The organism is Alkalihalobacterium alkalinitrilicum (assembly GCF_002019605.1).
Classification (GTDB): Bacteria; Bacillota; Bacilli; order Bacillales; family Bacillaceae_F; genus Alkalihalobacterium; species Alkalihalobacterium alkalinitrilicum.
The window spans coordinates 2,942,733-2,967,968 of record NZ_KV917368.1 but is presented as its reverse complement, the minus strand read 5'-3'; the positions used below and the strand labels follow the sequence as shown (position 1 = coordinate 2,967,968).

The window sequence follows — 25,236 nt, the reverse complement described above, 5'->3', positions numbered from 1 at the left end:
GTGGGGGGAGTTCACGTTGGGACGCTTAAATAATGAAGGGGGAATAAAACTTGATTGATACGGTGATTAGAGAGTTGACAACAGAAAATGAATGGAGAGAAGCTTTCGAAATTATGAAAGAACTACGTACGGAATTAAGTGAAGTGGAATTTCTCCAGTTGCGGGAAGAAATGCAATCACAAGGATACAAGCTATATGCTTTATGTGATTCAGAAAAAATTGTTGCTGTAACAGGATTTATTGTCTTAACGAACCTTTACTCTGGAAAGCATGTGTGGGTCAATGATTTAGTGTCTACAGCTACTGAAAGGTCGAAAGGATACGGTAAAATACTTCTTGAATTTGTTGAAAGGTGGGCAATAGAAAAGAATTGCTCAAATATTGCACTTTCATCAGGTATACAACGTACAGATGCACATCGGTTTTATGAAGAAAAGATGGGATACGATAAACCGAGTTTTGTGTTTAAGAAGTCCATCTCTTTTGGTTAGAGATCCTACAAGATCATGCTTATTTTGTAAAAGATCACTTGTCACCTAGTGAACAAAAGTGGGTTCAATTAGCCGATGATTACATCCGATCATTCTCAGAAATTCTTAATGTTCTAGTACCAAGTAAGTGAATAAAATATAAAAAACACGATTTCTCCAGTGTATTTTCATGGCGATATCGTGTTTTTCAATTTTTATAAAGGATATTGTTAGCTGAAGTGCAATAGAGAGCTTCTATTTTGTTAATAAGCTTTGAGTTTAGGAGGCTAACGGAATTCAGTTCTATTAGTGTTGTTTAGGTTAGGACATTTAATAATAAAATTCAGAACATAAGGGAACCCAAATTCTTCAAAGTTTCAAAAAGTGATTTTTTCTTTGAGATTAGGCTTCGCGGTCCGTAAAAAAAATAATTTACAGTTGCAAAGTAACTATGACCTAAACATAAGAATACATGATAATCCTCCTTTTGGAAATATTACTAAATATAGCGTTACACTGGAGGTATTTCTCGTGAAGAGAAAGATTATTCGACCAAGACAAGATCCAAATAACCATTTTAAAGAAGAAAATTTCTATGCTGAAGCCGCTGATTATATTAAAGACGTTTTTACTTATCCTAAGAATAAAGATTTGATCTCTCGAAATGTTAGTTTAAAAGGAATAAATAAAACCGCAACGTTGTTTTTTGTTAATGGAATGGTGAACTACGATGAAGTACAACAATACATCATTAAAGCTTTGCAACAAATGGATAAAGAAAGGTATGAAGGGGAAGATCTCCATCAGTATTTAATAAAAAATGTATTATCTGTAAAAGAAGCTCAAATGGTTACAGAGCCAAAAGAGTTAGTAGAGGTATTAATTAATGGCCAAACATTGATGTTCGTTGAGGATATGAATTGTGGAATTGCGATTGCGACTACTTCATTTGAACATCGAGGGATTGAACATCCACAAACGGAAAATGTTATTAAAGGGCCGATGGAAGGTTTTACAGAATCAGCTTCTGTTAACCGCTCTCTTATTAGAAAGCAGTTGAAAAGTGAAGACCTTGTGACAGAAGAAATAACGGTAGGGAAGAAGGCTATTAGTAGAGTATCCGTTATGTATATTAAATCTCTCGTCAATGAAGAATTGTTAGAGAATGTTCGTGATCGAATAGAACAAATTGAAGTTGATGCTGTTCAAGGATTAGCTATACTTGAACAATATATTGAGGAGCGCCCATATTCTCTACTGCCGACCACTTTATATACAGAGCGGCCAGACCGAGGAACTGCTTTTTTGAATGAAGGACATATCGTGATATTAATGGATAATTCTCCAGCATGTTTAGTTGTACCGATTACATTTTGGGGACTCTTTCATACAGCCGAAGATTATTACCACCGTTGGGCTTTTGGTAATTTTATTCGAATAATTCGCTTGCTTTCATTTTTTATTGCTTTACTGACACCTTCGCTTTATATAGCGATTTCAAATTTTCATATTGAAATGTTTCCAACTGATTTATTGTTAGCCATATCGGCAACGAGAGAACGAGTACCGTTTCCTGCAATTGTAGAAGTAATTATGATGGAACTTTCCTTTGAGTTAATTCGAGAAGCAGGGGTTCGTATACCAACACCAATAGGGCCAACAATTGGGATTGTGGGTGCATTAATATTAGGACAAGCAGCGGTAGAAGCCGGCATTATTAGTCCGATCCTTGTTATTATCGTCGCTATTACTGGTTTAGCCTCTTTTGCGATTCCTGATATGAGTATGAACTTTACGGTCCGAATCTCTCGTTTTATTTGTTTATTTTTTGCAGCAACACTGGGCTTTTTTGGCATTAGTATTTTTTTAGTCTTTGCCATTACGTACGCAAATCACGCTAAGTCGTTTGGAGTTCCATTTTTTTCACCAATGGCACCACATACGCGTTCTTCTAAAGATATGCTCGTTCGTCCACCTGTGTGGAAATTATGGTTACGACCTTTTTATGTATTTCCAAAAGAAAAAGTTAGAGGAAGTGAACCAAGGGGGAGATAACATGCTACAACCAGCTGATGGAAAAGTAGGAACGAGAGAATTGTTTGCCATACTTGCCATAACGGTGGGCATTAAATTATCGGACGGAACACCTATGCTCCTTTTAGAAGCTGGAAAAAATGCGACATGGGTTATCCCTATTTTAGCTGGTGTATTTATTTTATTACCTACTTTGATTATTTTATCGCTTTTGAAGAAATACGAAGATAAAAATTTAGTTGACCTTATTTTTAATGTAACGGGTAAATACATAGGATTTATATTCTGTTTGATTATCCTTTTAGCCATCATTTTTGCAAATGCACTAAACCAACGAACAACCGTAAACATTATTAGTACGATGTTTTTTCCGACAACACCGGTTGTTATTATTTTCATTTTGTTAATGGGGGGAAGTTTTGCGATTGCAAGGCTTGGTTTAGAAGCAGTTGCAAGAACCGCTTGGATTGTTCTTCCTTATTTAAAAGGTGTTTTGTTATTCTTGTTTTTGTTTATTCTATTTGAAATTCGTTTTGATTATCTTTTTCCGATAGCAGGCCCAGGTTTAGACGTTTTAGTACAAAAGTCGCTGTCTTTTCATACGATTTTTTTTGAGTTTATTCTATTTGCTTTATTTTTTCCTTTTGTTCGAGATCATAAAAGTTATAAGACAGGTACTTTAATCGCTCTTGGATTTATCGTAGCAGAGATGACAATTACAATGGCATACTTTGTAATGTTGTTTGACTACCCTCAAGTCAAACACATCGCTTTTCCATTTCAACAATTAACAAAGATGTTGGAATTAGGTACGATTGTCGAGAGCTATGAAGGGTTTTATTTATCTTTTTGGATAATGGCCTCAGTCGTTCGGTTTGCTATTTACCTTCTGTTTTCCGTTTTCATTATACAATCTATGTTTCAAGTAAATGAGTTTAAACCGCTATTACTACCATTAGCTTGTATTACGCTGTTAATTGGGTTATTTCCTGAAAATCAAACAGAAACGAATGTTTTAATGCGCGATATCTTCATTCAAACGAGTTGGTACTTTGTAACCGTACTCCCTTTAATATTGTGGTTGATTATAAAAGTGAAGGAGCGAGTCAATGGCTAAGTGGGTCGTATTTTTCTTCATAGTCTTAAGCTGCATTACTTTAATGGGGTGTTGGGATCGCCATGATTTAGAAGAATTAGCATATGTTATTGCAATAGGCATAGATCAAAGCGAAGGGTATGGCATGAGTATCACGTACCAAATCGCAAACCCTGAAGCAGGGGAGCCCAAAGGAGGGACAGACGAGGCTGCTTCAGATATTATCACTATAAATGCTCCAGATTTTCTTTCGGCTAGAGATATGCTCGTATCCTTTGTATCTAGGGAGGTTGTTTTTACGCATATGAAAGTACTCATTGTTAGTGAGGATATAGCAAGAGAAGAGCGGTTTATCGATTATATTAAACCTGCTGTAAGAGAACGTGAATTTGACCGTAGACTTACTTTCATTGTGTGTCGTGAAAAAGCAGCCGATTATTTGCGGAATAACAAACCAACACTAGAAACGAGACCACATAAGTTTTTTGAGTTGATGAAGGATCGCTGGGAAGAAACAGGGTTAATCCCCGATTCGACCTTACAAGAATTTTTACATACATTAGAAGAAGATACGGGTGTGTTTTTAGCAACGTATAGTACAACCGAAGAAGTAACTACGGAAAAAGAAGGAATGGAAGATCGATATGTTGCAGGTGAGATTGAAAAAGAAGGTGGAAATCCAGTTCAAACGATAGGATCTGCAGTGATAAAAGAAGGAACGATGATTGGAACAATGGATGGAGAAGAAACTCGAATGGCGCTATTACTGCGGCCACATATTGAAGCGAGTCAAATGATCGTAACTTATGAAGATCCAATAGCCAAAGGGAAACATATAACGGCTAGAGTATTAAATGAAAAAAGGACGAGGGTGAATGTAAATACCAATCAAGACTATCCGATCATTGATGTAGAAGTACCTGTAATGCTCGAAATTTTGGCAATCACAAGTCATATTGATTATATAGAAGATTTAGAAAAACAAGCTCAGCTAAAGCGTCATATAGAAGAAAAGTATAAAGAAGTAGCTGGGAATTTTATAAGAAAGACACAACAACAATTTCAAGGAGATCCCTTCCGTTGGGGACTTATGGCAAGAAAAAACTTTCTTACTCTGCAAGAATACTGGGAGTACGATTGGATGAAAAAGTACCCTGATGCACAAGTGAATTTGAAGGTAAACGTAGAGGTTACAGAATACGGTAAGCAATTACGCCCACCAAATATAGAACTAATTAAGGACTGATACGATGGAGTGGATCATGATACCAATTTCTTTTTTTTGTGCTTATTATACATTAATGTATGCACATTCTCTTTTACAAAACAAAAAAGAAAAAGGGTTTATCATTTTCTTAATTTTATTAAGTATTCCACTAATAATTTTACCCGTTTGGCTAACGATTAGAGTCTAATGGTCTCAAAAGTAAATAGCCACACCCTTAAAGAAAGAAGCTAAATAATAAAATGACGAAGGTGGAAACATATTAAAGATAAAAATGATACGATAAAGGAGTTTAGCGATGGAGTATTTATCTCGAGAAGAAATATTAGACGAAATGAACCATTCGTTACGAACAATTATGGAAAAGTACAATGTCGATGATATTGGAGTATTTGAAGAACAAGGCGAAGGAAATCATTATTTTATTGGATATACCATAAGAAAAGCTGGCGCAGTTTTTATGACGCATACTCCATATGTAAGAAATGAGGAAGGGCTTTTGAGACCAGAAAAAAAAGAGTGGGTAATTGAAACAGATGAAGGCGATTTGAGAGGTTTTTCATCGCTTGATGAGGTGTTCGAGGAAATGAGTAAAGGAATACAGCATTAATAGATATTAAAAGGAGCTGCCGATAATGTAGCTTCTTTTTCGTTGCAATCGATTGTACTAAAGCAAATAGTGAATAAAGTCGGTAAATGAAAATAATGAATACCCTCTAGTGTCAAAATCATTTGCACTAGAGGGTATTTTTAGTTAAACAAGCTCAGGTATTTTCGTGTGTAAAGGTGGTACAATTAACCAACCTTTTTCCTTTTGCATTTTCAAAAGGCGTAAGCCATATTGAGCTTTTTCAACGTGGAATTTGCCTGCCATCATAGCAATGTCTTCTCGTGTACTTTGCCCCATAATCTGACTTAAAGAAACGAGACCTGTAGCAATATTCATACTAATTGCATTAGCAATTTCAGGATCATTAAATCTTGCACCTGCAGGGATTTCTTCAATATTTGCATTTGCTCGCTCAGGCGGAGCTGGAGGAATAGCGATTCCATTCTCTTTTAATATCGTTTCAATTTCTTGGGCTTGAGGCTTCATGGCATTGTTAATTTTATCTTCAATAAACTTCCGAAGATCATCATCACCCGTATGGTTAAAAAGTGTTTGATATTCTGCTATGTGAGCATTTACTCCTGATAAATAAGCCCATAAGCTAGATATTTCTCCATAATGTAAAGGTTCATTTTTTTGATTTCCACTTAAAATTCCCATTTAATCCCCTCCTTCTTTTTGGTACAAAGCTATTATGAGCAAGCAGCAGTTTTTTCATGAGAGGGAAAAATAGTAAAGTTAACAATTAAGTTGGAACTCTAATTAGCCTAATTAAAATCGCGCATGGATGGCTAGCAAGGAGTGACTTGATTGGAAGAAATGTATTTCGTCCACATAAAAAAGAGGTTGACTTCATCAACCTCTTCTAAGTTTTATATACTTATGGGTAGGACATATTTAATGACTGCAAAAAAATGAGCAACCGTGCCTGCTAATACGAATAAATGCCAAACTGCATGGTGAAATTGAAAGCCTCGCCACACATAAAAAATAGTGCCTACAGTATAAAAAATACCGCCTAATACTAACAACACCATTCCTTCAAATGGAAGTGTATCTACAAGTGGTTTCCACGCAATAACGATTATCCAACCCATGGCAATATACAGGATCGTCGATAAATATAAAAAGCGTTTCGTGAAAAATGATTTAAAAACCACCCCAATGATAGCAATCCCCCAAACAATTGAAAGTAAGGTCCATCCGAGAGCACCATTTAAGACAACTAAAGTAAATGGTGTGTATGTGCCAGCGATAAATAAATAAATTGCTGAGTGGTCAAATATTTCAAATAAGTTTTTTACTTTTCCTGGAGGAAAACTATGAACAAGCGTTGATGAAACATAAAGTAGGATCATTGTGGCACCATATATTGTAAAGCTGACGGTATGCCAAGCGGTTCCGTGTTTCACAGAAAATATTATTAGGAAAACAAGCGCAGTAATGCTCAGAACTACTCCAATTCCATGAGTGATCGCATTAACAACTTCTTCTTTCTTCGTAAATGTATGAGTCTTAGCCAAATATTACACCCTTTCGAGAAAACATTTCATCTTCTCAGTATACGCTATTACTAAGAAAAATACGATGAGTAGAAGGATGTAGATGATCAAGCGAGCTCGTTTCAGCAAACTGGAACATTGGGGAATCAGATGGAGTCTCGACTCAACCTGATTAGAACATCTCACCTACATTCCAATGTTAATCAAATAGCATAAGCCTGTTGAAATGAGTCGCATTATAGTGCAGGGGACTAACATTACATCTAAAATCACTAGGTAGCAAACCTGGTGATTTTTTAAATAGAAGGACTATAGGAGTTGCCATTCTGAGAAATGTCCAATTATTAAGGTTGCAAGATACTAATCGTAGGTGAAGATATTACAGTCTGTTTCAGCAATCATTCTTATTGATCAAGTAGATGATACATAATTATTTCCTATGTTAGAAACCCTAAGTAATATCGCATTAAAGTGATTACTACACTACAAATTAGAGGAGATGCTCTTAGATGAAAAAGAAAAATTATGCTCAAGATAACCCAACCTTAACCAATACACCACAAAAGGAAGAATATACGATTCGTTCTGATATGAGTAGCTATGCACCAAATAACACGAATGCATATTATGCTGGTGACTCGGTAAATAAACATAAAGAGCAAGAAGAAGCTAATGAAGGCATTGCAGGAGAAGAAATTAAACAACAAAATGAAAACTTATAGGGAGTACATTGATCATCTTAAAGGTGCTTGGCATCTATGTAAGTTGAGGAGTGAGAAGTTGTGTTATTCATCTTCGACTTAATGAAGATCGTAGTGAAAGTAAAAAATATTACTTTACTTATTGGAACAACTCTTTTCATTATCGTTAGCTCTTTTATCATTCATTACTTGGAACCTGAAACATTTCCTACGCTTTTTATAGGTTTTTGGTATGTCATGACGACGATTACAACGACAGGATATGGTGATTTTGTACCGCAAACAATTGCTGGAAAATGGTTTGCCCTTTTTTTGTATCTTTTTGGTATTACGTTAATTGGAGTTTTTATTGGAAAAATGGTTGAAGGAGTAGGTGTTTACCGAAAACTCAAGGAGGAAGGGAAATTGCGATATAAAGGAAGGGATCATTATGTTATCATCGGATGGTCCCAAAAGGCGAAAAAAACAATTGATGAGCTTTTGTTAGCCAAAGAAACAGCTCATGTCCTTATTATTGACCTTCACCAAGTAACGCCTTATGCAAAAGAACAAATTCATTATATTCAAGGTGATGCTACTGACCCTACAGTTCTTGAAAAAGCAAACATTACACAAGCAGATGCGGTGCTTATTTTTGCACCAGACACTGTCGATGATCCGTTATTTGTTGATGGAAGGTCATTATTAATTGCTTCTTCTATTGAACATTTAGCTAGTGAGAAGAAAAAAGAGATATATACGATCGTTGAAATTGTTCGGGAAAGTCACATTCCCACTTTTAAACATGCACGAGTAGATGAATTTGTTTTATCTAGCGAGGCGTTTTCTGATTTAATGGCGAAGTCTGCATTACATAAAGGTTCAACGAAGGTATTTATGCATTTATTGAGTAGAGAATATGCTGATAACGTATGGGAAATTGAGAAAAAACAAGATTGGAAAACATACAATGATGCGTTTGATGCACTAAGACAGATGGGGGCTAATTTATTATCTCATGGTAATGATTTTAGCATTATTCGTCGACTGCACGATGAAGTACCAGATGGTGCAAAGTTATATGTTATCTGTGATGAGCCAACTTATAAAAAAATAAAAATGCAGTAAAAATCAGTTTGATTTTAACCAATTATACATATTGACAATTATTATGCAATAAGTATGAGGGAGGTGACATTACTGAACATTAGAAGTGAGGGGTTTTGCATATGGTCCATGTAATTCTTAGAAACTTCTTTTTGTTCTTATCAAAAAACCAACTATTAAATCAAAGCGCAAGAAAATGGGGTTTAAAATTAGGAGCTTCTCAAGTTGTGGCTGGTGAAACGATCTCTCAAGCCATGAAGGTCGTTCGTCAGCTTAATCAAAAAGGGTTAGTTTGTACAGTTGATCATTTAGGTGAGTTTGTCACAACAAAAGAAGAGGCTATACAATCCGCAGACTATTGTATTCGTACATTGAATGCGATAGCCAAAACGGGTGTGAATTGTAATCTTTCCTTAAAACTTACTCAGCTTGGCCTAGATGTCGATTCGCGTTTATGTTATGAAAATATGAAAAAAATATTGTCGTGTGCAAAAAAACATCGTATTTTCGTTCGGATTGATATGGAAGACTATTCTCATTGTCAACAAACGATTGACTTGTTAGAAAAATTAAGAAATGAATATGTTGGTTTAGTTGGAACAGCTATTCAAGCTTATTTGTACCGGGCGTTAGATGATGTAAAACACTTAAAAGGTTTAAATCTTCGTCTTGTCAAAGGGGCGTATAAAGAACCACCAGAGATTGCTTATCAAAAAAAGGAAGAAATTGACGCCAATTATTTAGTGATGATAAAGCAACATTTACGAAGTGGAAGTTATACAGCGGTTGCAACTCATGATCATCATATTATAGATAAGGTGAAAGGTTTTTGTAAGGAAGAAAAAATTAGTAAGGACCAATTTGAATTTCAAATGCTATTTGGTTTTAGAACGGAATTACAAGAACAAATCGCAAAAGAAGGATATAAGATGAGGGTCTATGTACCATATGGAAATGATTGGTTTGGGTACTTCATGAGAAGGCTAGCAGAACGTCCTCAAAACGTGTCATTTGCTTTGAAAGGATTGCTTTCAAAATCTTAGACTGAAAGTATGATGTGGAAGGAATAAATAGTAGGGGATAAACTGCTAGTAACAACTAATTGAACCAAGATTAAATGAGCCACGTCCTGTGGCAACGTCTGTGTGAGCCTCAACTAACCATCAGTGGGGGAAGAGGAAAACCTCACTGGTGGAAGTTTCACTTTCACCCACAATACTCCCAATATGGACCAACGTTCTGAATTGTACTGAACGTTTTTTTTATGTTCTCTGATCCTAAAGTTTCCAACATACTCCTAGTTAGTAGATTAATAATTCGGTACAATAGAGGTAGAGATGACGAACGAACAAGGGGATAGAAAATGAGTGAATATAACTCAAAAAAAGATGAATTAAAGGTAGCATTCAGTAATTTACAAGAAGTAGTAGATAAAATAAGTGAGCTACTTCATTGCCCTGTTACGCTAGAAGATGAGACCCATCGATTAATCACGTATAGTAAGCATGATATTCATACAGACCCCGCTAGACTAGAGACCATTATTAGTCGGCAAGTTCCGTTTAAAGTAACTCAACGTTTGTGGAAGCAAGGAATTATTCAAAAGTTAAATGAAAGTAGTCAACCGATAAGGATAAAAGCGATCCAAGATATTGGTTTAGGAAATCGAGTGGCCATTTCGATTCGCCAAAAAGATGATGTATTAGGATACATTTGGGTCATAGAAATGGAAAATACGTTAGATACTGTTGGTTTTGAAATTCTTACGGAAGCGGCTCAAACTCTTCGAATGTTTTTACTGAAGCACCGTCTCCAACAAAGAAAAGAAACAGAAGGTCAACAGCGTTTCTTTTGGCGATTACTTAACAAAAGTAATCAAAAGAAAGAAGATATTATTTCAGGATTTAACAAACTTCAAGTTGACATTCCGGAACGTTTTTCGATTGCGATTTTCCGCTTTTCTACAAGAATAACAGCTAGACAAGAACAACAATTTATAACATATCTTCATGCCAATCATGACATAGAGATGGTATTTTACCATATCGATCAATATGATTTTACATTATTACTTTCACCGAAACATTCCCAGATTACGTTACAAAAGCTACCACATTTGATTGAAGACATCGTACATTCTTTTAGTGAAAAAGAAAAAAAGCCTATTAAAGTGATCGGTGGTTGTAGTCATTTGTTTACGAAAATTGAACGTATTGATAAAGCTTATCATGAAGCTTTAACTGTAGTGGATTTAAAAGAAACATATGCTAGTGAGTTAACGTCAGTGAATGGGTATTGGGAGTTGGGAGTGTTTAAGTATCTTGATATCTTGATTGATAGAAAAACGGAAGAAGAAAGTATGGATTGTTTTCCGATTAGGTTTTTAACAGATTACGATGAGAAAAACCAAACCAATTTGTTGGAAACACTAGAAGTTTTTTTGAATACGGATGGTAATGTAAATGAAGCTTCGAAGGAATTACATGTTCATCCAAATACATTAAATTATCGAATGAAAAGAATTGTAGAATTAACGGGTATTAAGTATAAAGATCCTAAAGTAAAGATCGACTTATATTTAGAATTTAAAATAAGAAAATGGATGGGAAAGTAACTTTGTAAAATTACACAAAAAAGCTTGCTCTTTTTTTAAAAAATACACAAAGCCAAAATCGTGTATACCTTATATAATTTAGTAAAGTATCTAGATTATGGGAGGCATGTCCAATGATTATAGGCGTTCCTACAGAGATAAAAAATAATGAAAACCGTGTCGCTTTGACTCCAGCTGGAGTTGTTACATTAACAAATGCAGGTCATAAAGTATTAATTGAAGACAAAGCAGGAGTGGGAAGCGGGTTTACTAACGAAGATTATATAGCAGCTGGAGCGCAAATGGTTGCTTCTGCCAAAGAAGTTTGGCTTCAAGCGGAAATGGTGATGAAGGTAAAAGAACCATTACCATCAGAATACGAATACTTTCGTAAAGGACTAATCTTATTTACTTACTTACATTTAGCAGCTGAACCTAACTTAGCAAAAGCTTTAGTAGAAAATGAAGTAACTGCAATAGCTTATGAGACAGTTGAAGTTAACCGTACTTTACCATTACTTACTCCAATGAGTGAAGTAGCAGGACGAATGGCAGCACAAATTGGTGCACAGTTCCTTGAAAAGCCTAAAGGTGGTAAAGGAATACTACTTTCGGGTGTTCCAGGTGTGAAAAGAGGTAAAGTTACAATTATTGGTGGAGGCGTGGTTGGTACAAATGCAGCGAAAATTGCAATTGGCTTAGGCGCAGAAGTAACGATTATCGACTTAAATCCTGAGCGACTACGACAGCTTGATGATATTTTCGGAAATTCAATTCAAACGTTAATTTCAAATCCATTTAATATTGCTGAAGCTGTAAAGGAAAGCGATCTCATTATTGGAGCTGTTCTAATTCCTGGAGCAAAAGCACCAAAGCTTGTTACCGAGGAAATGATCCAATCGATGTCACCCGGTTCAGTAGTAGTCGATGTCGCCATTGATCAAGGCGGAATTATCGAAACCGTCGACCAAATTACAACACATGATAATCCGACATATGTAAAGCATGGCGTTGTTCATTATGCAGTTGCGAATATGCCAGGTGCAGTTCCACGTACATCTACTATTGCTTTGACAAATGTTACTGTTCCTTATGCGTTACAAATCGCAAACAAAGGTGTTCAAAAAGCGCTTTCTGAAAATGGTCCACTGAAACTAGGAGTCAATGTTGCAAATGGTGCGATTACGTATGAAGCAGTTGCAACAGCATTAGATATGGCATATGTCCCTGTTGAAGAGGTAATCACTGAAGTAACCGCTTAATTAAATTTGTTATCCCTAGAATGTTAATATAGAAGTAAAAGGAAAAACCATGTGGGTTTTTCCTTTTTTAAGGTGAAAACTAAATATATAAATTAGTTGCAATTAATATACATAAAATAATACATTGTTATCCTTTCTTCAGCTTCAAACCAATAATACATGCGTAACACTAAAATAAAAGAGTAGGTGATAAAAATGAATAATATACATACTGAGGTTATTGCACATCGAGGATTATCTGCACTATATCCTGAAAATACAATGCTCGCATTTAAAGAAGCGGCAAAGCTACCGATTGAAGCAATTGAAATGGATGTACAGTTAACAAAAGATAAAGTACCAGTTATTATTCACGATTTAGCGTTGGATCGTACGACAGAAGGGCAAGGATTGGTTCGTGATCATACTTTTCAACAAATACGAACGTATAGTGCAGGTGCTTGGTTTAGTGAGGAATATCGTAAGGAGCGAGTTCCGACGTTAGAGGAAGTTTTAATATGGGCGAGGAACTACCCATTGAAAGTAAATCTAGAGTTGAAAGGGGTAGCTTGTGACCGTGAAGATTTGTGGGAAAAAGTAAAAATGCTTATCGATCAATATAAAATGAGTACACAAGTTTTAATATCTTCCTTTGACCATGTGTTAATAGCAAACATATTAAAAGAAGGACCAACTATTGAAACGGCAATTATCGTTACATCAAGTATGTACCAGCCGTTATCCTATATTCGATCGATTGGTACAGAAGGTTTTCACTATTATTATCCTATGATGTTAAACGAAGAAACGAAGGCCTTACTTCGAGCTGGCATCCAAGTTAGACCTTATACGATCAATGATGTAGAAATGATGAAATATTCGTACCAATTGGGTGTTAAAGGAATATTTACAGATTACCCACATATCGCTCTAAAAATTAGAGAGGAACTATCTAATTATAAATAAGGAATAGGATAAATAACAAAAAGGCTTTGAGGTTACCTCAAAGCCTTTTTGTCGTAAGGTGTTTATCTATTAAACTTGAACAGGGCTTAGTTGCCATATTTCACTAGCATACTCGGAAATCGTACGGTCACTGGAGAACTTACCTGAATGAGCAATGTTGGTAATACTTTTCTTTAACCAATTTTTTTGATTTCGATAATTTTGATCGACCATTTCTTGAGCTTCAATATAACTATCGAAGTCTTTTAAAACAAAAAACTCATCGTTGTTTGAAAGTATATTGTAATAAATATCCTTAAATTCATATTCATCTTTATTGAAAAATCCATTGACTAATTGATCGAGTATAGTTCGAATACGATGATCAGTATTGTAGATATATCTAGCATTATAGCCACCATATTGATAATAATTTAACACTTCTTCAGCTGTTAAACCAAATATGAAAATATTATCGTCTCCAACCATTTCTTTAATCTCTAGATTAGCTCCATCTAACGTTCCGAGTGTTAGTGCACCATTCATCATGAGTTTCATATTACCTGTTCCAGAGGCTTCTTTACTCGCTGTTGAAATTTGTTGGCTAACATCGGCTGCTGGAATAATTTGTTCAGCAAGAGAAACACTGTAGTTTTCAAGGAAAACGATTTTTAGTTTATTGTTAACAATCGGGTCATTATTAATTAGATTGGCCGCTGTGACAATAAGATTGATGACCTCTTTTGCAAAGTAATAACTAGGTGCTGCTTTGGCACCAAAAATAAAAGTACGCGGTGTTATATCTAGGTTTGGATTTTCTCTTAGTACATTATATAAATGAATAATATGGAAAATATTCATTAGTTGGCGTTTATATCCATGTAGTCGTTTAATTTGAACATCGAAAATGGACTGTTCATCAACTATAATATTACATTGCTCTTTAATTAATTTGGCGAGTGTTCTTTTATTCTCTTGTTTGACCATACTCACTTTTTGCTGAAACGCTGGATCAGAAGCATACTTTAGTAAACCAATTAGTTCTTTTGGTTGGCTGATCCACTTATTACCGATAGTTTCACTAATTAAATCGGCTAATTTTGGATTCGCATTCATGAGCCAACGCCTATGAGTAATTCCATTTGTTTTATTATTATATTTATTTGGATAAACAGTATAGAAGTCTTTCATTTCTTTTGCTTTTAAAATATCTGTATGAATTTTTGCTACGCCGTTAACACTGAAACTCCCAACGATGGCTAAATGAGCCATATGAACTTGATCATAGGCAATGATAGCCATTTGCGGAATTTTATCACGTAATTCAGGGAAATCGAACCATAGCATTTGACAGAACCGTTCATTAATTTCTTCAATAATCATATAAATTCGTGGAATAAGCTGTTGAACTAAAGAAACGGGCCACTTCTCAAGTGCTTCACTCAATGTTGTATGGTTTGTATATGCGACTGTTTGAGTAGTAATCTGCCAGGCTTCATCCCAACCTAAGCCTTCTTCATCAATTAAGATTCTCATTAACTCTGGGACGACTAAGCTTGGATGAGTATCATTAATTTGTAATGTAATTTTATCGGGCAACTTTTTTAAGTCATTGTTATATTTGTGTTTAAACATTTTAATGATGCTTTGAATCCCAGCTGAAACAAGAAAATATTGTTGCTTAAGGCGAAGTAGTTTCCCCTCGTAAAATGAATCATCGGGATAAAGAAATTCGGAAATGGATTCAATTGAACGTTTGTATTCTAGATATTTATAATAGTCATTTCTATTAGAAGAATGGAAGTTGAAATCGTTAGTCGTTGACTCGGCACTCCATAAACGTAACGTATTAACGGTTTGGTTTTCGTAACCAACAATAGGAACATCATATGGAACAGCCATAACAGTTTCGAAATCGGTATGATGGAATATCAATTTGCCATCGACAACCTCAGGGTGTACTTCTCCACCAAAACGAACCCCAATTGCTTTATCAGAGCGACGTACTTCCCAAACATAGTCTTCTTCTAACCAATAATCTGGTAGTTCTACTTGATGTCCGTCTATCAACTTTTGTTGAAATAGTCCGTATTTATATCGAATTCCAACTCCGTGGCCTGGAAGTCCGAGAGAAGCTAAGGAATCTAAAAAACAAGCAGCGAGCCGACCTAAACCACCATTACCTAAACCAGCATCATGCTCTTGTTCAAAAATATGTTCTGGATTAATTCCTAATTCTAATAGTGCTTCCTTAACAATATTTAATGTACCTGTATTAAGTAAATTACTTTCTAGTAGTCTTCCTAACAAAAACTCCATTGAAAAATAATAAACTTGTTTTTCTTCATTTTTTAAATACCGTTTATTCGTTGCCATCCAACTTCTATTCATTTTTTCTTTCACGAGCGTTCCAATCGTTTGGTAAATTTCCATAGGGGTGGCTTCTTCTAGTACTTTTCCAAACTTTGTTTCCAAATTATCGATAAAAGCGAGTTTAAATGACTCTTTGCTTGAAAACATACTCTCCACTCCTTAACCCTTTAAGGTTTTCATATACAGATCTGTATAACGTTTGGCCGAATGTTCCCATGAATAATTAGCTTGATAAACATTTTCGAGTAATGTAAACCAATGGTCTTTGTCATGATAAAATTCAATTGCTCGTTTAATCGTATATAGCATGTCGTGTGCATTGTAATGGGTAAAGCTAAATCCGTTTCCGCTACTAGTAAACTCATCATAAGGTACAATTGTGTCTTTCAATCCACCAGTTTCTCTTACAATTGGAACACTTTCATATCTTAAGGCGATCAGCTGACCAATTCCACATGGTTCAAAGCGTGAAGGCATTAAAAACAAATCAGATGCTGCATAAATTTTCCTAGCTAGAGGTTCGCTAAAGGTAACACGTGTTGAAACTTTCTCGGGATAACGATATGCGGCATCCTTAAATGCATGCTCAAATTCTGCATCTCCCGTTCCTAAAATGACTAACTGAATATCTAGGGAAAGGAGCTCTTCTAAAACATGAGTAATAAGTGGAAACCCTTTTTGCTCAACAAACCGACTTACAATCGCAATCATTGGAATGTCTTCTGCTTTTGGAAGCCCTAACTCTTCTTGCAAGAGAAGCTTATTTACCAACTTTTCAATGGGTGAATGTTTGAAATTCTTAAAGATATACGGGTCGGTTTGGGGATTATACTCATCGTAATCTAACCCATTCACAATTCCGTGTAAATCTTCTTTTCGATGACCAAGGATATTATCTAAATTCTCACCAAAATAAGGATACTGAATTTCTTTTGAGTATGTTTCACTCACCGTTGTTAATATATCGGCGTGAAAAAGGGCGGCTTTCATAAAATTAATACAGCCATTGAATTCAATTCCAAAATAGTGCTCATCTGAAAAATTAAGAAGATCTTGAAAGATGGTTGCAGGATAAATCCCTTGATACATAAGGTTATGAATTGTAAACACTGTCTTTATATCACGATAAAACGGTTGGTATGTATACATAGTTTTAATGTATGCAGGTATTAGACCTGTTTGCCAATCATGACAATGAATAACTTGTGGTTTTTCGTCTAAATAAGGAAGCACATCGATAACCGCATGATTAAAAAATGCAAAGCGTTCACCGTCGTCATAATGTCCATAAAGACCTTTGCGCTTAAAATAATACTCATTATCAATAAAATAATACGTCATATCTTGATGAACGATTTTCATTAACCCACAATATTGTTTTCTCCAGCCAACATGGACGGTTAATGTTTTTACTAGTGTCATTCGTTCCTTATATTCTTCTGGGATATCACTGTAGTTGGGTAACATAATGGATACATTGACACCAGTTTTTTTTAAGGAGGAGGGTAGAGAACCGATAACATCGGCTAATCCACCCGTCTTAATAAATGGTGTGCATTCTGATGCAATGAAGAGTACGTTCAATTTTTCCATCTCCTTATAGGACATTAAAATTTCTTTTGTACCGCATGTAAATTATATTACTTTACGTTTTGCAACTACATATGGTTGTTCGCTACAACCGACGAGTGTTCGATCAACGGATAAAACCACATCTTTATCTAAAATAACATTTTCGAGTAAGCTATTTTCTTTAATATCACAACGTTGCATCACAATGGAGTTTCTTATGGTTGTTCCTTTCTCAACGTGAACCCCACGGAATAATATGCTGTTTTCGACTGTCCCTTCAATAACGCATCCATTAGCAATTAATGAATTTTTTACAGAAGAGTTTTTTAAATACTTTGCTGGTGGTTCATCTTTTACTTTCGTATAAATGAGGTTTTCTTTAAAGAATAAGTTACGATAAATTTTCGGATCAAGTAATGACATACTATGTTTATAATAACTTTCAATAGAGTTAATGACAGCTAAATAGCCGTGATAAGAGTAACCCATCACTTTGAGTTGGTCTAAGTTTTGGATAATGCCATCTCTAAAGAAATTATCCATTCGACGAGCAATACAATGGTCAACGATATCCATTAATAGTTTTTTATGGATAATTATCGTGTCTAACGATACATAATGATTAGAATGATCGTTTGTAATGGCAGTTATTCTTCCTGTGTTATCCATTTCAATCTTGTGACATTGTTTATGTTCTTCTGCTAGGTTTGGAACAGGCTTGTAAATGACGGTTACATCTGCGCCTGTTTCAATATGATATTTAAAAGCTTGGTTATAATCAATGTTGGCTACATTTTGACTACCTGTAATTAATACATATTGGGAAATGGCTCGATCAAAGAAATCTCGGTTATTATGAAAATGTTGAAGATCGCCTTGGGATATGTCGGAAGGATCATTCCAATCAGGTGGAAGGATAAATAAACCACCACGTTTTCGGTCTAAGTCCCAGGCTGCTCCTGTACCAAGATGGTCCATTAGCGATCGATATTTTCTTCTAGTAAAGACGGCGATATCACCGACCTTAGCATTTGTCATGTTAGATAAAACAAAATCAATTAAACGATACCTTCCCCCAAATGGTACAGCTGCACCACAACGAAAATAAGTTAATTCGTTTAGTAAATCTAATTCACTATCTAAATTAATAACACCCATCATAGAATCCATTTATAATCCCCTCCTACAAACATCCATTATCCGTTTACTACTGCAATATCAGTTAAGATAGTATCTTTATCTATTACGACGATGTCTTTTGGTGTACTTGGTTTTATTACCATGTTATCTGGTATAACTGTTCCTTCATTTATAATCGCTTTTTCTATTATTACATTTTGGCCAACTGTAACATTTGGCATAATGACAGAATCAATGATATGACTATTTTGTTGAATTTCTACTCCATAAAATAAGATGGAGCGTTTAACAGTGCCGTATATTAGACAACCTTCATTGATCATTGAGCATTCAACCAAACCAGTAGGCGCTATGTACTGAGGAGGTTGATTAGGATTTACAGAATAAATCTTCCAATTTGGATCATTTAATTGCAAGGATGGAGAATCTTTTAATAAATCCATATTCGCTTCCCAAAAACTAATAACGGTCCCTACATCTTTCCAATAACCTCTAAACGGGAATGCTACTAAGTTTTTACCGTCATCGAGCATTTTCGGAATAATGTCTTTTCCAAAATCGTTACTAGAATAAGGTTGATTTGAGTCTTCTATTAAATAAGACTTAAGAACTTTCCAATTAAAGATGTAAATCCCCATTGATGCTAAGTTATTTTTCGGATTTTCTGGTTTTTCTTCAAACTCATTGATCGCATAGTTTTCACCAGTGTTCATAATGCCAAAACGACTCGCTTCATCCCATGGAACTTCAATAACAGAAATTGTTGCATCTGCATTATTTTTCTTGTGGAAGTCTAACATAGCAGCATAATTCATTTTATAAATGTGATCCCCAGAAATGATAAGAACATATTCAGGGTCGTATTGTTCAATGAAATTTATATTTTGAAAAATTGCATCTGCTGTTCCTTTATACCAAGAACCACCACTCTTTTCGATAAAAGGAGGGAGAGCAGAAAGGCCACCATTTCTTCTATCAAGATCCCACGGGCTACCAATTCCTAAATGTGTGTTTAAGGCTAGTGGTTCATACTGGGTTAAAACACCAACTGTATCAATCCCTGAATTTGTGCAGTTACTTAACGTAAAGTCGATAATTCGATATTTTCCACCGAAGTAGACAGCTGGCTTAGCAATTTTTTTTGTTAAGAGACCTAATCTCTTTCCTTCACCGCCTGCTAACAACATTCCTACGCATTCTTTCTTTTGTTTCATTATGATCGCCTCGCTCTCTTTCTAATTCACTATCCGATAACTTTAAAACTAGCATAGCTAGTGGAGGAACTTTAATCGTTAAACGATAAGGTTGGTTGTGCCAAGATTCTGTTTCGCTAATTAGTGGTTCGTCTAAGACTTGATTAGAGCCACCAAATTCTTTTCTATCACTATTGAATATTTCAATGTATGACCCCATACGAGGGACGCCGATATGATAGTCATAACGAACAGTAGGAGTAAAATTACAAACAACGATAACAAAATTATTTGAGTCTTTACTTTTTCTCATGAAACTAACAATACTTTGTTCATAATCGTGCGGATCAATCCACTCAAATCCATCGGAATGATGGTCTAATTCCCATAGCGATCTTTCAGTTTTATAAAAATTATGAAGTGATTTTGTGTAGTTTGAAAAGTCTTGGTGAGATGGATAGTTTAGTAGTTCCCAATCTAAATCTTCTAGGTCTTTCCATTCATCAAATTGGCCAAATTCACTACCCATAAAAAGAAGCTTTTTTCCAGGGTGTGTCATCGTATAACCAAGAAAAGTACGTAAGTTAGCAAACTTTTGCCAATAGTCTCCTGGCATTTTATTTAGTAACGATTTTTTTCCGTGAACAACTTCATCATGTGATAGGGGAAGGATAAAATTTTCTGAGAAAGCATAAAAAAATGAAAAGGTGATTAATTGGTGATGCCATTTTCGGTGGACTGGTTCGATCTCCATATAGCGGAGCATATCGTTCATCCAGCCCATATTCCATTTGTAGTTAAACCCTAATCCACCAACATATGTTGGTGCACTCACTAATGGCCAAGAGGAAGATTCTTCTGCCATCATGTATGTGTTAGGAAAAACTTGAAAAATTGACTCGTTTAGTTTTCTTAGAAATTGAATAGCTTCTATATTTTCTTCGCCACCATATTGATTGTAAATTTTTTCTTCATCTTCTCTGCCGAAATTTAAATAGAGCATACTGGAAACTGCATCTACTCGAAGACCATCAATATGGAACATATCTAGCCAGAAAAATGCATTGGAAATTAAAAAGCTTTGTACTTCAGAACGACCAAAATCAAAGGACAAAGTCCCCCAACCTTTTTTTTCTGCTTTTCGTTCATCCGCATACTCGTAGAGTGGTTCACCATCGAATAAACGAAGTCCGTGATCGTCTTTACAAAAGTGGCTTGGAACCCAATCTAATAAAACTCCAATTCCGTTTTGATGACATTGATCCACGAAGTACATGAAATCTTCAGGAGTCCCATATCGGCTTGTTACTGAAAAAAAGCCTGTTGTTTGGTATCCCCAAGAACGATCATAAGGATGTTCTGTAATAGGTAGTATTTCAATATGGGTATACCCCATCTCTTTAACATAATCAATTAGTGTAGTTGCTAATTCTCGATATGTATAAAGTTCACCATTTTCTTTAAGTTTCCATGATCCAAGGTGAACTTCATAGATGAGCAACGGTTCATTTAATAAATTTCTAGCTTGTTTTTCTTTTTGCCATACTTCATCTCCCCAACTATAGTGGTTTAAATCAGTTACAATGGAGGCCGTTTGTGGACGGAGTTCGGAGTAGAAGGCATAGGGGTCTGACTTTAGAACAACTTTCCCTTGCTTGGAATGAATTTCGTATTTATAGACCGTTCCCTCTGAAAGGTTTGGAATAAAGCCCCACCAAATACCTGACTCATTTATTTTATGCATCGAGTGGTTTAATCCATTCCAATTATTAAAATCGCCTACAATATATACGGCTTCAGCATTAGGGGCCCAAATTGCAAAACGTACCCCTTCTACCTCATCTTTTTTACAAAGGTGAGCTCCAAGTGTTTTGTAGCTATAAAATAGGTTGCCTTGTTGAAATAAGTAGAGATCGTATTCACTAAGCTTTTCTGTTTGCAAGTGGCACCTACAACCTTTCTAGAAATAAATTCTTTAATTTACGTTTTCTACAAAATAAAAAGAAACCCTTTTTGAAATTATGTAAATTTTCAAAGACTATGTTACAAAATCTAACAAAATTCTATTTGTGTTGACGAAAGAAAGAAGGACGGAAACACCAGAAGAACGAAAAACAAATCAATTTGTCATAATAAGTTGAATATATAGTCCGAAAGATTTATAAAAAGACATTTACCAGGTAGAAAGTTTTGGTGGTTTTATACTAAAATAAAAGAAGAATGCAAAAAGATGAGCGGGTGAAATCATTGATTAATGGAATAGATCCCTTATACGATAAGGAAATTATTTGTTTATGTTGTGAAAAGAAGTATTCTACTAAACGACTACGGACTAGGTATATTAGAGCAATCAAAACAGAAAGTGACTTTTTTACAGTGTATAAAGACCTTGAACACAATCCGTACTTATATGAGGTCCACGTTTGTCCTGACTGTGGTTTTTCCGCTACAGACCAATTCTCTAATTATTTTTCACCAGGGGCTAAAGACAAAGTGATGAATGAATTGTCAGCGCATTGGATACCGAGAAACTTTGGAAGGGAACGATCGCTTAACGAAGCTATTGTAACCTATAAATTAGCAGTGTTTTCTGGGATATTGAAAAAAGAGAAACATATTGTTTTGGCAGGACTTTATCTCAGGCTAGGTTGGTTATACCGGATAAAAGAAAATAACGAGCAAGAAAAACGTTTTCTGCGTTTAGCTATAGATGAATACGAGAATTCATATCAACAATCTGATTTTATTGGAACACAATTAACTGAAATAAGAATCATTTATTTGTTGGGGGAATTAAATAGGAGGATAGGTTTGAATGCAAATGCAATCAAGTATTTTTCTAGAGTGATTCAACACCGTGAAAAAGATCAGGAGAAAAAAGTACTAGAAATGGCACGAGAGCAATGGTACTTAATAAGGAAACCAGAAGAAACTGTACAGAAATTATAGTGTTTCATAATTATGTATATGATACAATTTACATATGAGTATAGTTTCATTTAACTTTGCTGCTCAATTTCTTAGATCCTATATTTTTATAAATTATTTCTATTAATATAGATTTTAAAATAAAACTATTAAAAAGTTTGTGGGGGCTATAATGAATGTAAATCATATCAATGCTGTTTGTCGTGCAACACAAACCATTTTGCAGAGTCACTTTGGAATTGAAATTACACCTTTAAAACCATCTGCAGGAAAAGGTCCAGTTCCTTCAAATTATGTATCAGTCATATTAGGTATTAGTGGACAATTAAATGGACAAATTATTTGTTCGTTTTCTGGTGATACAGCTAAACGTATTGTTGGTGTCATGATGGGGGGAATGGAAATTGAGACCTTAGATGACCTAGGATGGAGTGCTGTACAAGAATTTGGGAACTGGGTGGCGGGAACAACAGCTACTGAGTTTTCTAAAGAAGAATGTATTATTGATGTTACGACTCCAATCGTAAATGAAGGTGCTTCAAAATACCATTCTAATAAAACGTTTGTAACGATACCGCTAGATAGTCAAATTGGTTTAATTGAAGTTCATATTTCTGTAAGTGATAAGTAAATAGTTTGAATCGGCAGGGGAATGGTTCTCTGCTTTTTTTATTGGATTAAAACATAAATCGGTAAATTGTTTAAGTATACTAGTGGTAGGGAAAGTATGCTATAAATTGTTGAAATGGAAAAAGAAAGGGTACAATTGAGTATAGGTAATGTAGGTTAAAAAGGAGTGGAATCATGACAAGAATTGATGTATCAAAATTTGAAAAAAAAATTGAAATTAGAAATATAACAGAAAAAGATTTTAATGAAATTATTGCTCTACAAAAATTTTGTTTTCCAAATATGGAGCCATGGAAAATAGAGCATCTTGAAAGCCATATTCGAATATTTCCAGAAGGTCAGTTTGTTGTAGAATATGATGGTAAAATCATAGGATCGTGTTCAAGTTTAATAATCAACTTTGATGAATATGATGATCAACATACATGGGATGAAATTACAGATAGAGGATATATCACAAATCATAATCCAGATGGTTATAATTTATATGGAATTGAAGTGATGGTTCATCCAGATTACCGAAGAATGAAGATCGGCAAGAGATTGTATGAAGCAAGAAAAGAGTTAGTTAGAACTTTAAATTTGAAAAGTATGATAATTGGCGGCAGAATTCCAAATTATTACAAACACGCGATGCAGTATACACCTCGTGAATATGTAGAGCAAGTTATGCTACATAATATATATGATCCTGTTTTAACATTTCAAGTGTTGAATGGTTTTTCATTAAAAAGGATTAATCCTAACTATTTAAAAGATGATAAAGCTTCGATGAAGTATGCTACGTTAATGGAGTGGAATAATATTGATTTCCAACCAAAGAGTAAACGTCATTTTCGAACAGCATTTCCTGTTCGGATAACAACGATACAATATATGATGAAAAAAATAAATTCTTTTGAGGAGTTTGCTACGCAATGTGAATATTATACAGATGTAGCAGCGGGGTATGGTTCAGACTTTGCCGTTTTTCCAGAGATTTTTACCACTCAATTACTATCATTTTTACCAGAAAAAAGTCCTAGTCAGGCAATCCGGCGCTTAACAGAGTATACAGAAGACTATATTAAACTGTTTACTAATTTAGCTGTTAAATACAATGTGAATATCATTGGTGGCTCCCACTTTGTTGAAGAGGAAAATAAAATATATAATATAGCGTACTTATTTCGAAGAGATGGAACGATAGAGAAGCAGTACAAACTCCATATTACACCGAATGAACGAAAATGGTGGGGAATAAGTCCAGGAAATGAAATTAAGGTATTTGACACAGACTGTGGCAAAATTGCTATCCAAATTTGTTATGACCTTGAATTCCCAGAACTAGGAAGGATTGCTGTTGATAAGGGAGCAAATATTATTTTTACCCCATTTTGTACAGATGAACGTCAAGGGTATTTAAGAGTTCGATATTGTGCTCAGGCAAGAGCTGTAGAGAATGAAGTATATACAGTCATTTCTGGAACGGTAGGTAATCTTTCTCAAGTAGAAAATATGGATATTCAGTATGCACAATCGGGTATATTTACTCCTTCAGATTTCGAATTTCCACGTGATGGTATCGTTGGAGAATGTCATCCTAATATCGATACGGTTGTTGTTGGAGATGTTGACCTTGAAATTCTTCGTCGTCATCGTCGCAGTGGTAGTGTTAATCAATTGCGTGACCGAAGAAAAGATATTTACGAAATTATTTATAAGCACGGCGAAACCAATCAAAGCTAATACTTTAGGAGCTTTTGTGTTTATCCCGCAACAACTGGCAGTATTACCCCCACTTCAAGACTTCGAGAAATCAAAGAGGATAAGTGGGAGATAAACTGCTAGTAACTAAATGAACACGGACTAAATGCGCCACGTCCTGTGGCAATGTAACCCACATCGTGTGGGCCTC

The 25,236-nt window shown here is 35.1% G+C and carries 22 protein-coding genes; 15 read left to right on the top strand and 7 right to left on the bottom strand.

Annotated elements, in window-relative coordinates; genetic code table 11:
- Window positions 1-50 precede the first annotated feature (50 nt).
- From BK574_RS14245 to BK574_RS14220, 6 genes are all read left to right on the top strand, one after another.
- Window positions 51-491, top strand: coding sequence for a GNAT family N-acetyltransferase (locus BK574_RS14245; RefSeq protein ID WP_338020597.1), 441 nt, complete (start codon window positions 51-53; stop codon window positions 489-491).
- Between the two features lie 38 nt (window positions 492-529).
- Window positions 530-622, top strand: coding sequence for a hypothetical protein (locus BK574_RS14240; RefSeq protein WP_238458023.1), 93 nt, complete (start codon window positions 530-532; stop codon window positions 620-622).
- Between the two features lie 379 nt (window positions 623-1,001).
- Window positions 1,002-2,525: a spore germination protein gene (locus BK574_RS14235; protein WP_218970579.1), complete on the top strand. Its 1,524-nt coding sequence runs from the start codon at window positions 1,002-1,004 to the stop codon at window positions 2,523-2,525.
- Between the two features lies 1 nt (window position 2,526).
- On the top strand, window positions 2,527-3,621 hold the full coding sequence (locus tag BK574_RS14230) for a GerAB/ArcD/ProY family transporter (RefSeq protein WP_158211662.1): 1,095 nt from the start codon (window positions 2,527-2,529) through the stop codon (window positions 3,619-3,621).
- On the top strand, window positions 3,614-4,846 hold the full coding sequence (locus BK574_RS14225) for a Ger(x)C family spore germination protein (RefSeq protein ID WP_078429064.1): 1,233 nt from the start codon (window positions 3,614-3,616) through the stop codon (window positions 4,844-4,846). Before BK574_RS14230 ends, BK574_RS14225 begins: the two co-directional genes overlap by 8 nt.
- A gap of 277 nt (window positions 4,847-5,123) precedes the next feature.
- The gene (locus tag BK574_RS14220; protein WP_078429063.1) at window positions 5,124-5,435 is read left to right on the top strand and encodes a DUF5634 family protein; all 312 of its coding nucleotides are present in this window, start codon (window positions 5,124-5,126) and stop codon (window positions 5,433-5,435) included.
- Between the two features lie 144 nt (window positions 5,436-5,579).
- Here BK574_RS14220 and BK574_RS14215 read toward each other — a convergent pair whose 3' ends face one another.
- Both BK574_RS14215 and trhA read right to left on the bottom strand, forming a co-directional pair.
- Window positions 5,580-6,095: a DUF3231 family protein gene (locus BK574_RS14215; RefSeq protein WP_078429062.1), complete on the bottom strand. Its 516-nt coding sequence runs from the start codon at window positions 6,093-6,095 to the stop codon at window positions 5,580-5,582.
- A gap of 212 nt (window positions 6,096-6,307) precedes the next feature.
- A complete protein-coding gene (gene trhA / locus BK574_RS14210; RefSeq protein WP_078429061.1) occupies window positions 6,308-6,958 on the bottom strand; it encodes a PAQR family membrane homeostasis protein TrhA in 651 nt (216 codons plus the stop codon).
- 488 nt (window positions 6,959-7,446) lie between these two features.
- Between trhA and BK574_RS14205 the strand changes: the two genes are divergently transcribed.
- From BK574_RS14205 to BK574_RS14180, 6 genes are all read left to right on the top strand, one after another.
- Entirely contained in the window at window positions 7,447-7,659 is a 213-nt protein-coding gene (locus tag BK574_RS14205) for a hypothetical protein (protein ID WP_075388401.1), read from the top strand.
- Window positions 7,660-7,719: 60 nt separating this feature from the next.
- Window positions 7,720-8,745 carry a potassium channel family protein gene (locus BK574_RS14200; protein WP_078429060.1) on the top strand — a complete coding sequence of 342 codons (1,026 nt, stop codon included), beginning with the start codon at window positions 7,720-7,722 and terminating at the stop codon, window positions 8,743-8,745.
- A 101-nt stretch (window positions 8,746-8,846) separates the two neighbouring features.
- Window positions 8,847-9,767, top strand: a complete 921-nt coding sequence (locus BK574_RS14195; RefSeq protein WP_075388400.1) for a proline dehydrogenase family protein — start codon at window positions 8,847-8,849, stop codon at window positions 9,765-9,767.
- Window positions 9,768-10,087: 320 nt separating this feature from the next.
- On the top strand, window positions 10,088-11,338 hold the full coding sequence (locus BK574_RS14190) for a PucR family transcriptional regulator (RefSeq protein WP_078429059.1): 1,251 nt from the start codon (window positions 10,088-10,090) through the stop codon (window positions 11,336-11,338).
- 113 nt (window positions 11,339-11,451) lie between these two features.
- Window positions 11,452-12,579 (top strand): alanine dehydrogenase, encoded by a 1,128-nt coding sequence (ald, locus tag BK574_RS14185; protein WP_078429058.1) that lies wholly within the window; start codon window positions 11,452-11,454, stop codon window positions 12,577-12,579.
- A gap of 195 nt (window positions 12,580-12,774) precedes the next feature.
- Complete coding sequence (locus tag BK574_RS14180) at window positions 12,775-13,524, top strand: glycerophosphodiester phosphodiesterase family protein (RefSeq protein ID WP_078429057.1); 750 nt, start codon at window positions 12,775-12,777, stop codon at window positions 13,522-13,524.
- Window positions 13,525-13,593: 69 nt separating this feature from the next.
- Here the strand turns inward: BK574_RS14180 and BK574_RS14175 are convergent, their stop codons facing one another.
- From BK574_RS14175 to glgB, 5 genes are read right to left on the bottom strand one after another with little or no spacing between them, the layout of a single operon-like run.
- Complete coding sequence (locus tag BK574_RS14175) at window positions 13,594-16,023, bottom strand: glycogen/starch/alpha-glucan phosphorylase (protein ID WP_078429056.1); 2,430 nt, start codon at window positions 16,021-16,023, stop codon at window positions 13,594-13,596.
- A 12-nt stretch (window positions 16,024-16,035) separates the two neighbouring features.
- Window positions 16,036-17,460 (bottom strand): glycogen synthase GlgA, encoded by a 1,425-nt coding sequence (gene glgA, locus BK574_RS14170; protein ID WP_142247971.1) that lies wholly within the window; start codon window positions 17,458-17,460, stop codon window positions 16,036-16,038.
- 51 nt (window positions 17,461-17,511) lie between these two features.
- A complete protein-coding gene (gene glgD / locus BK574_RS14165) occupies window positions 17,512-18,618 on the bottom strand; it encodes a glucose-1-phosphate adenylyltransferase subunit GlgD (protein ID WP_078429055.1) in 1,107 nt (368 codons plus the stop codon).
- A 26-nt stretch (window positions 18,619-18,644) separates the two neighbouring features.
- Window positions 18,645-19,802: a glucose-1-phosphate adenylyltransferase gene (locus BK574_RS14160; protein WP_078429054.1), complete on the bottom strand. Its 1,158-nt coding sequence runs from the start codon at window positions 19,800-19,802 to the stop codon at window positions 18,645-18,647.
- Window positions 19,756-21,723, bottom strand: a complete 1,968-nt coding sequence (gene glgB, locus BK574_RS14155) for a 1,4-alpha-glucan branching protein GlgB (protein WP_078429053.1) — start codon at window positions 21,721-21,723, stop codon at window positions 19,756-19,758. The genes BK574_RS14160 and glgB overlap by 47 nt, the downstream gene beginning before the upstream one ends.
- Before the next feature lie 278 nt (window positions 21,724-22,001).
- Between glgB and BK574_RS14150 the strand changes: the two genes are divergently transcribed.
- The 3 genes from BK574_RS14150 to BK574_RS14140 all read left to right on the top strand — a co-directional run bounded on the left by BK574_RS14150 (window position 22,002) and on the right by BK574_RS14140 (window position 25,067).
- Window positions 22,002-22,730, top strand: a complete 729-nt coding sequence (locus BK574_RS14150; RefSeq protein ID WP_078429052.1) for a DUF2225 domain-containing protein — start codon at window positions 22,002-22,004, stop codon at window positions 22,728-22,730.
- A 151-nt stretch (window positions 22,731-22,881) separates the two neighbouring features.
- The gene (locus BK574_RS14145; protein WP_078429051.1) at window positions 22,882-23,340 is read left to right on the top strand and encodes a chemotaxis protein CheX; all 459 of its coding nucleotides are present in this window, start codon (window positions 22,882-22,884) and stop codon (window positions 23,338-23,340) included.
- 173 nt (window positions 23,341-23,513) lie between these two features.
- Window positions 23,514-25,067 carry a GNAT family N-acetyltransferase gene (locus BK574_RS14140; protein ID WP_078429050.1) on the top strand — a complete coding sequence of 518 codons (1,554 nt, stop codon included), beginning with the start codon at window positions 23,514-23,516 and terminating at the stop codon, window positions 25,065-25,067.
- The last annotated feature ends 169 nt before the right edge of the window (window positions 25,068-25,236 follow it).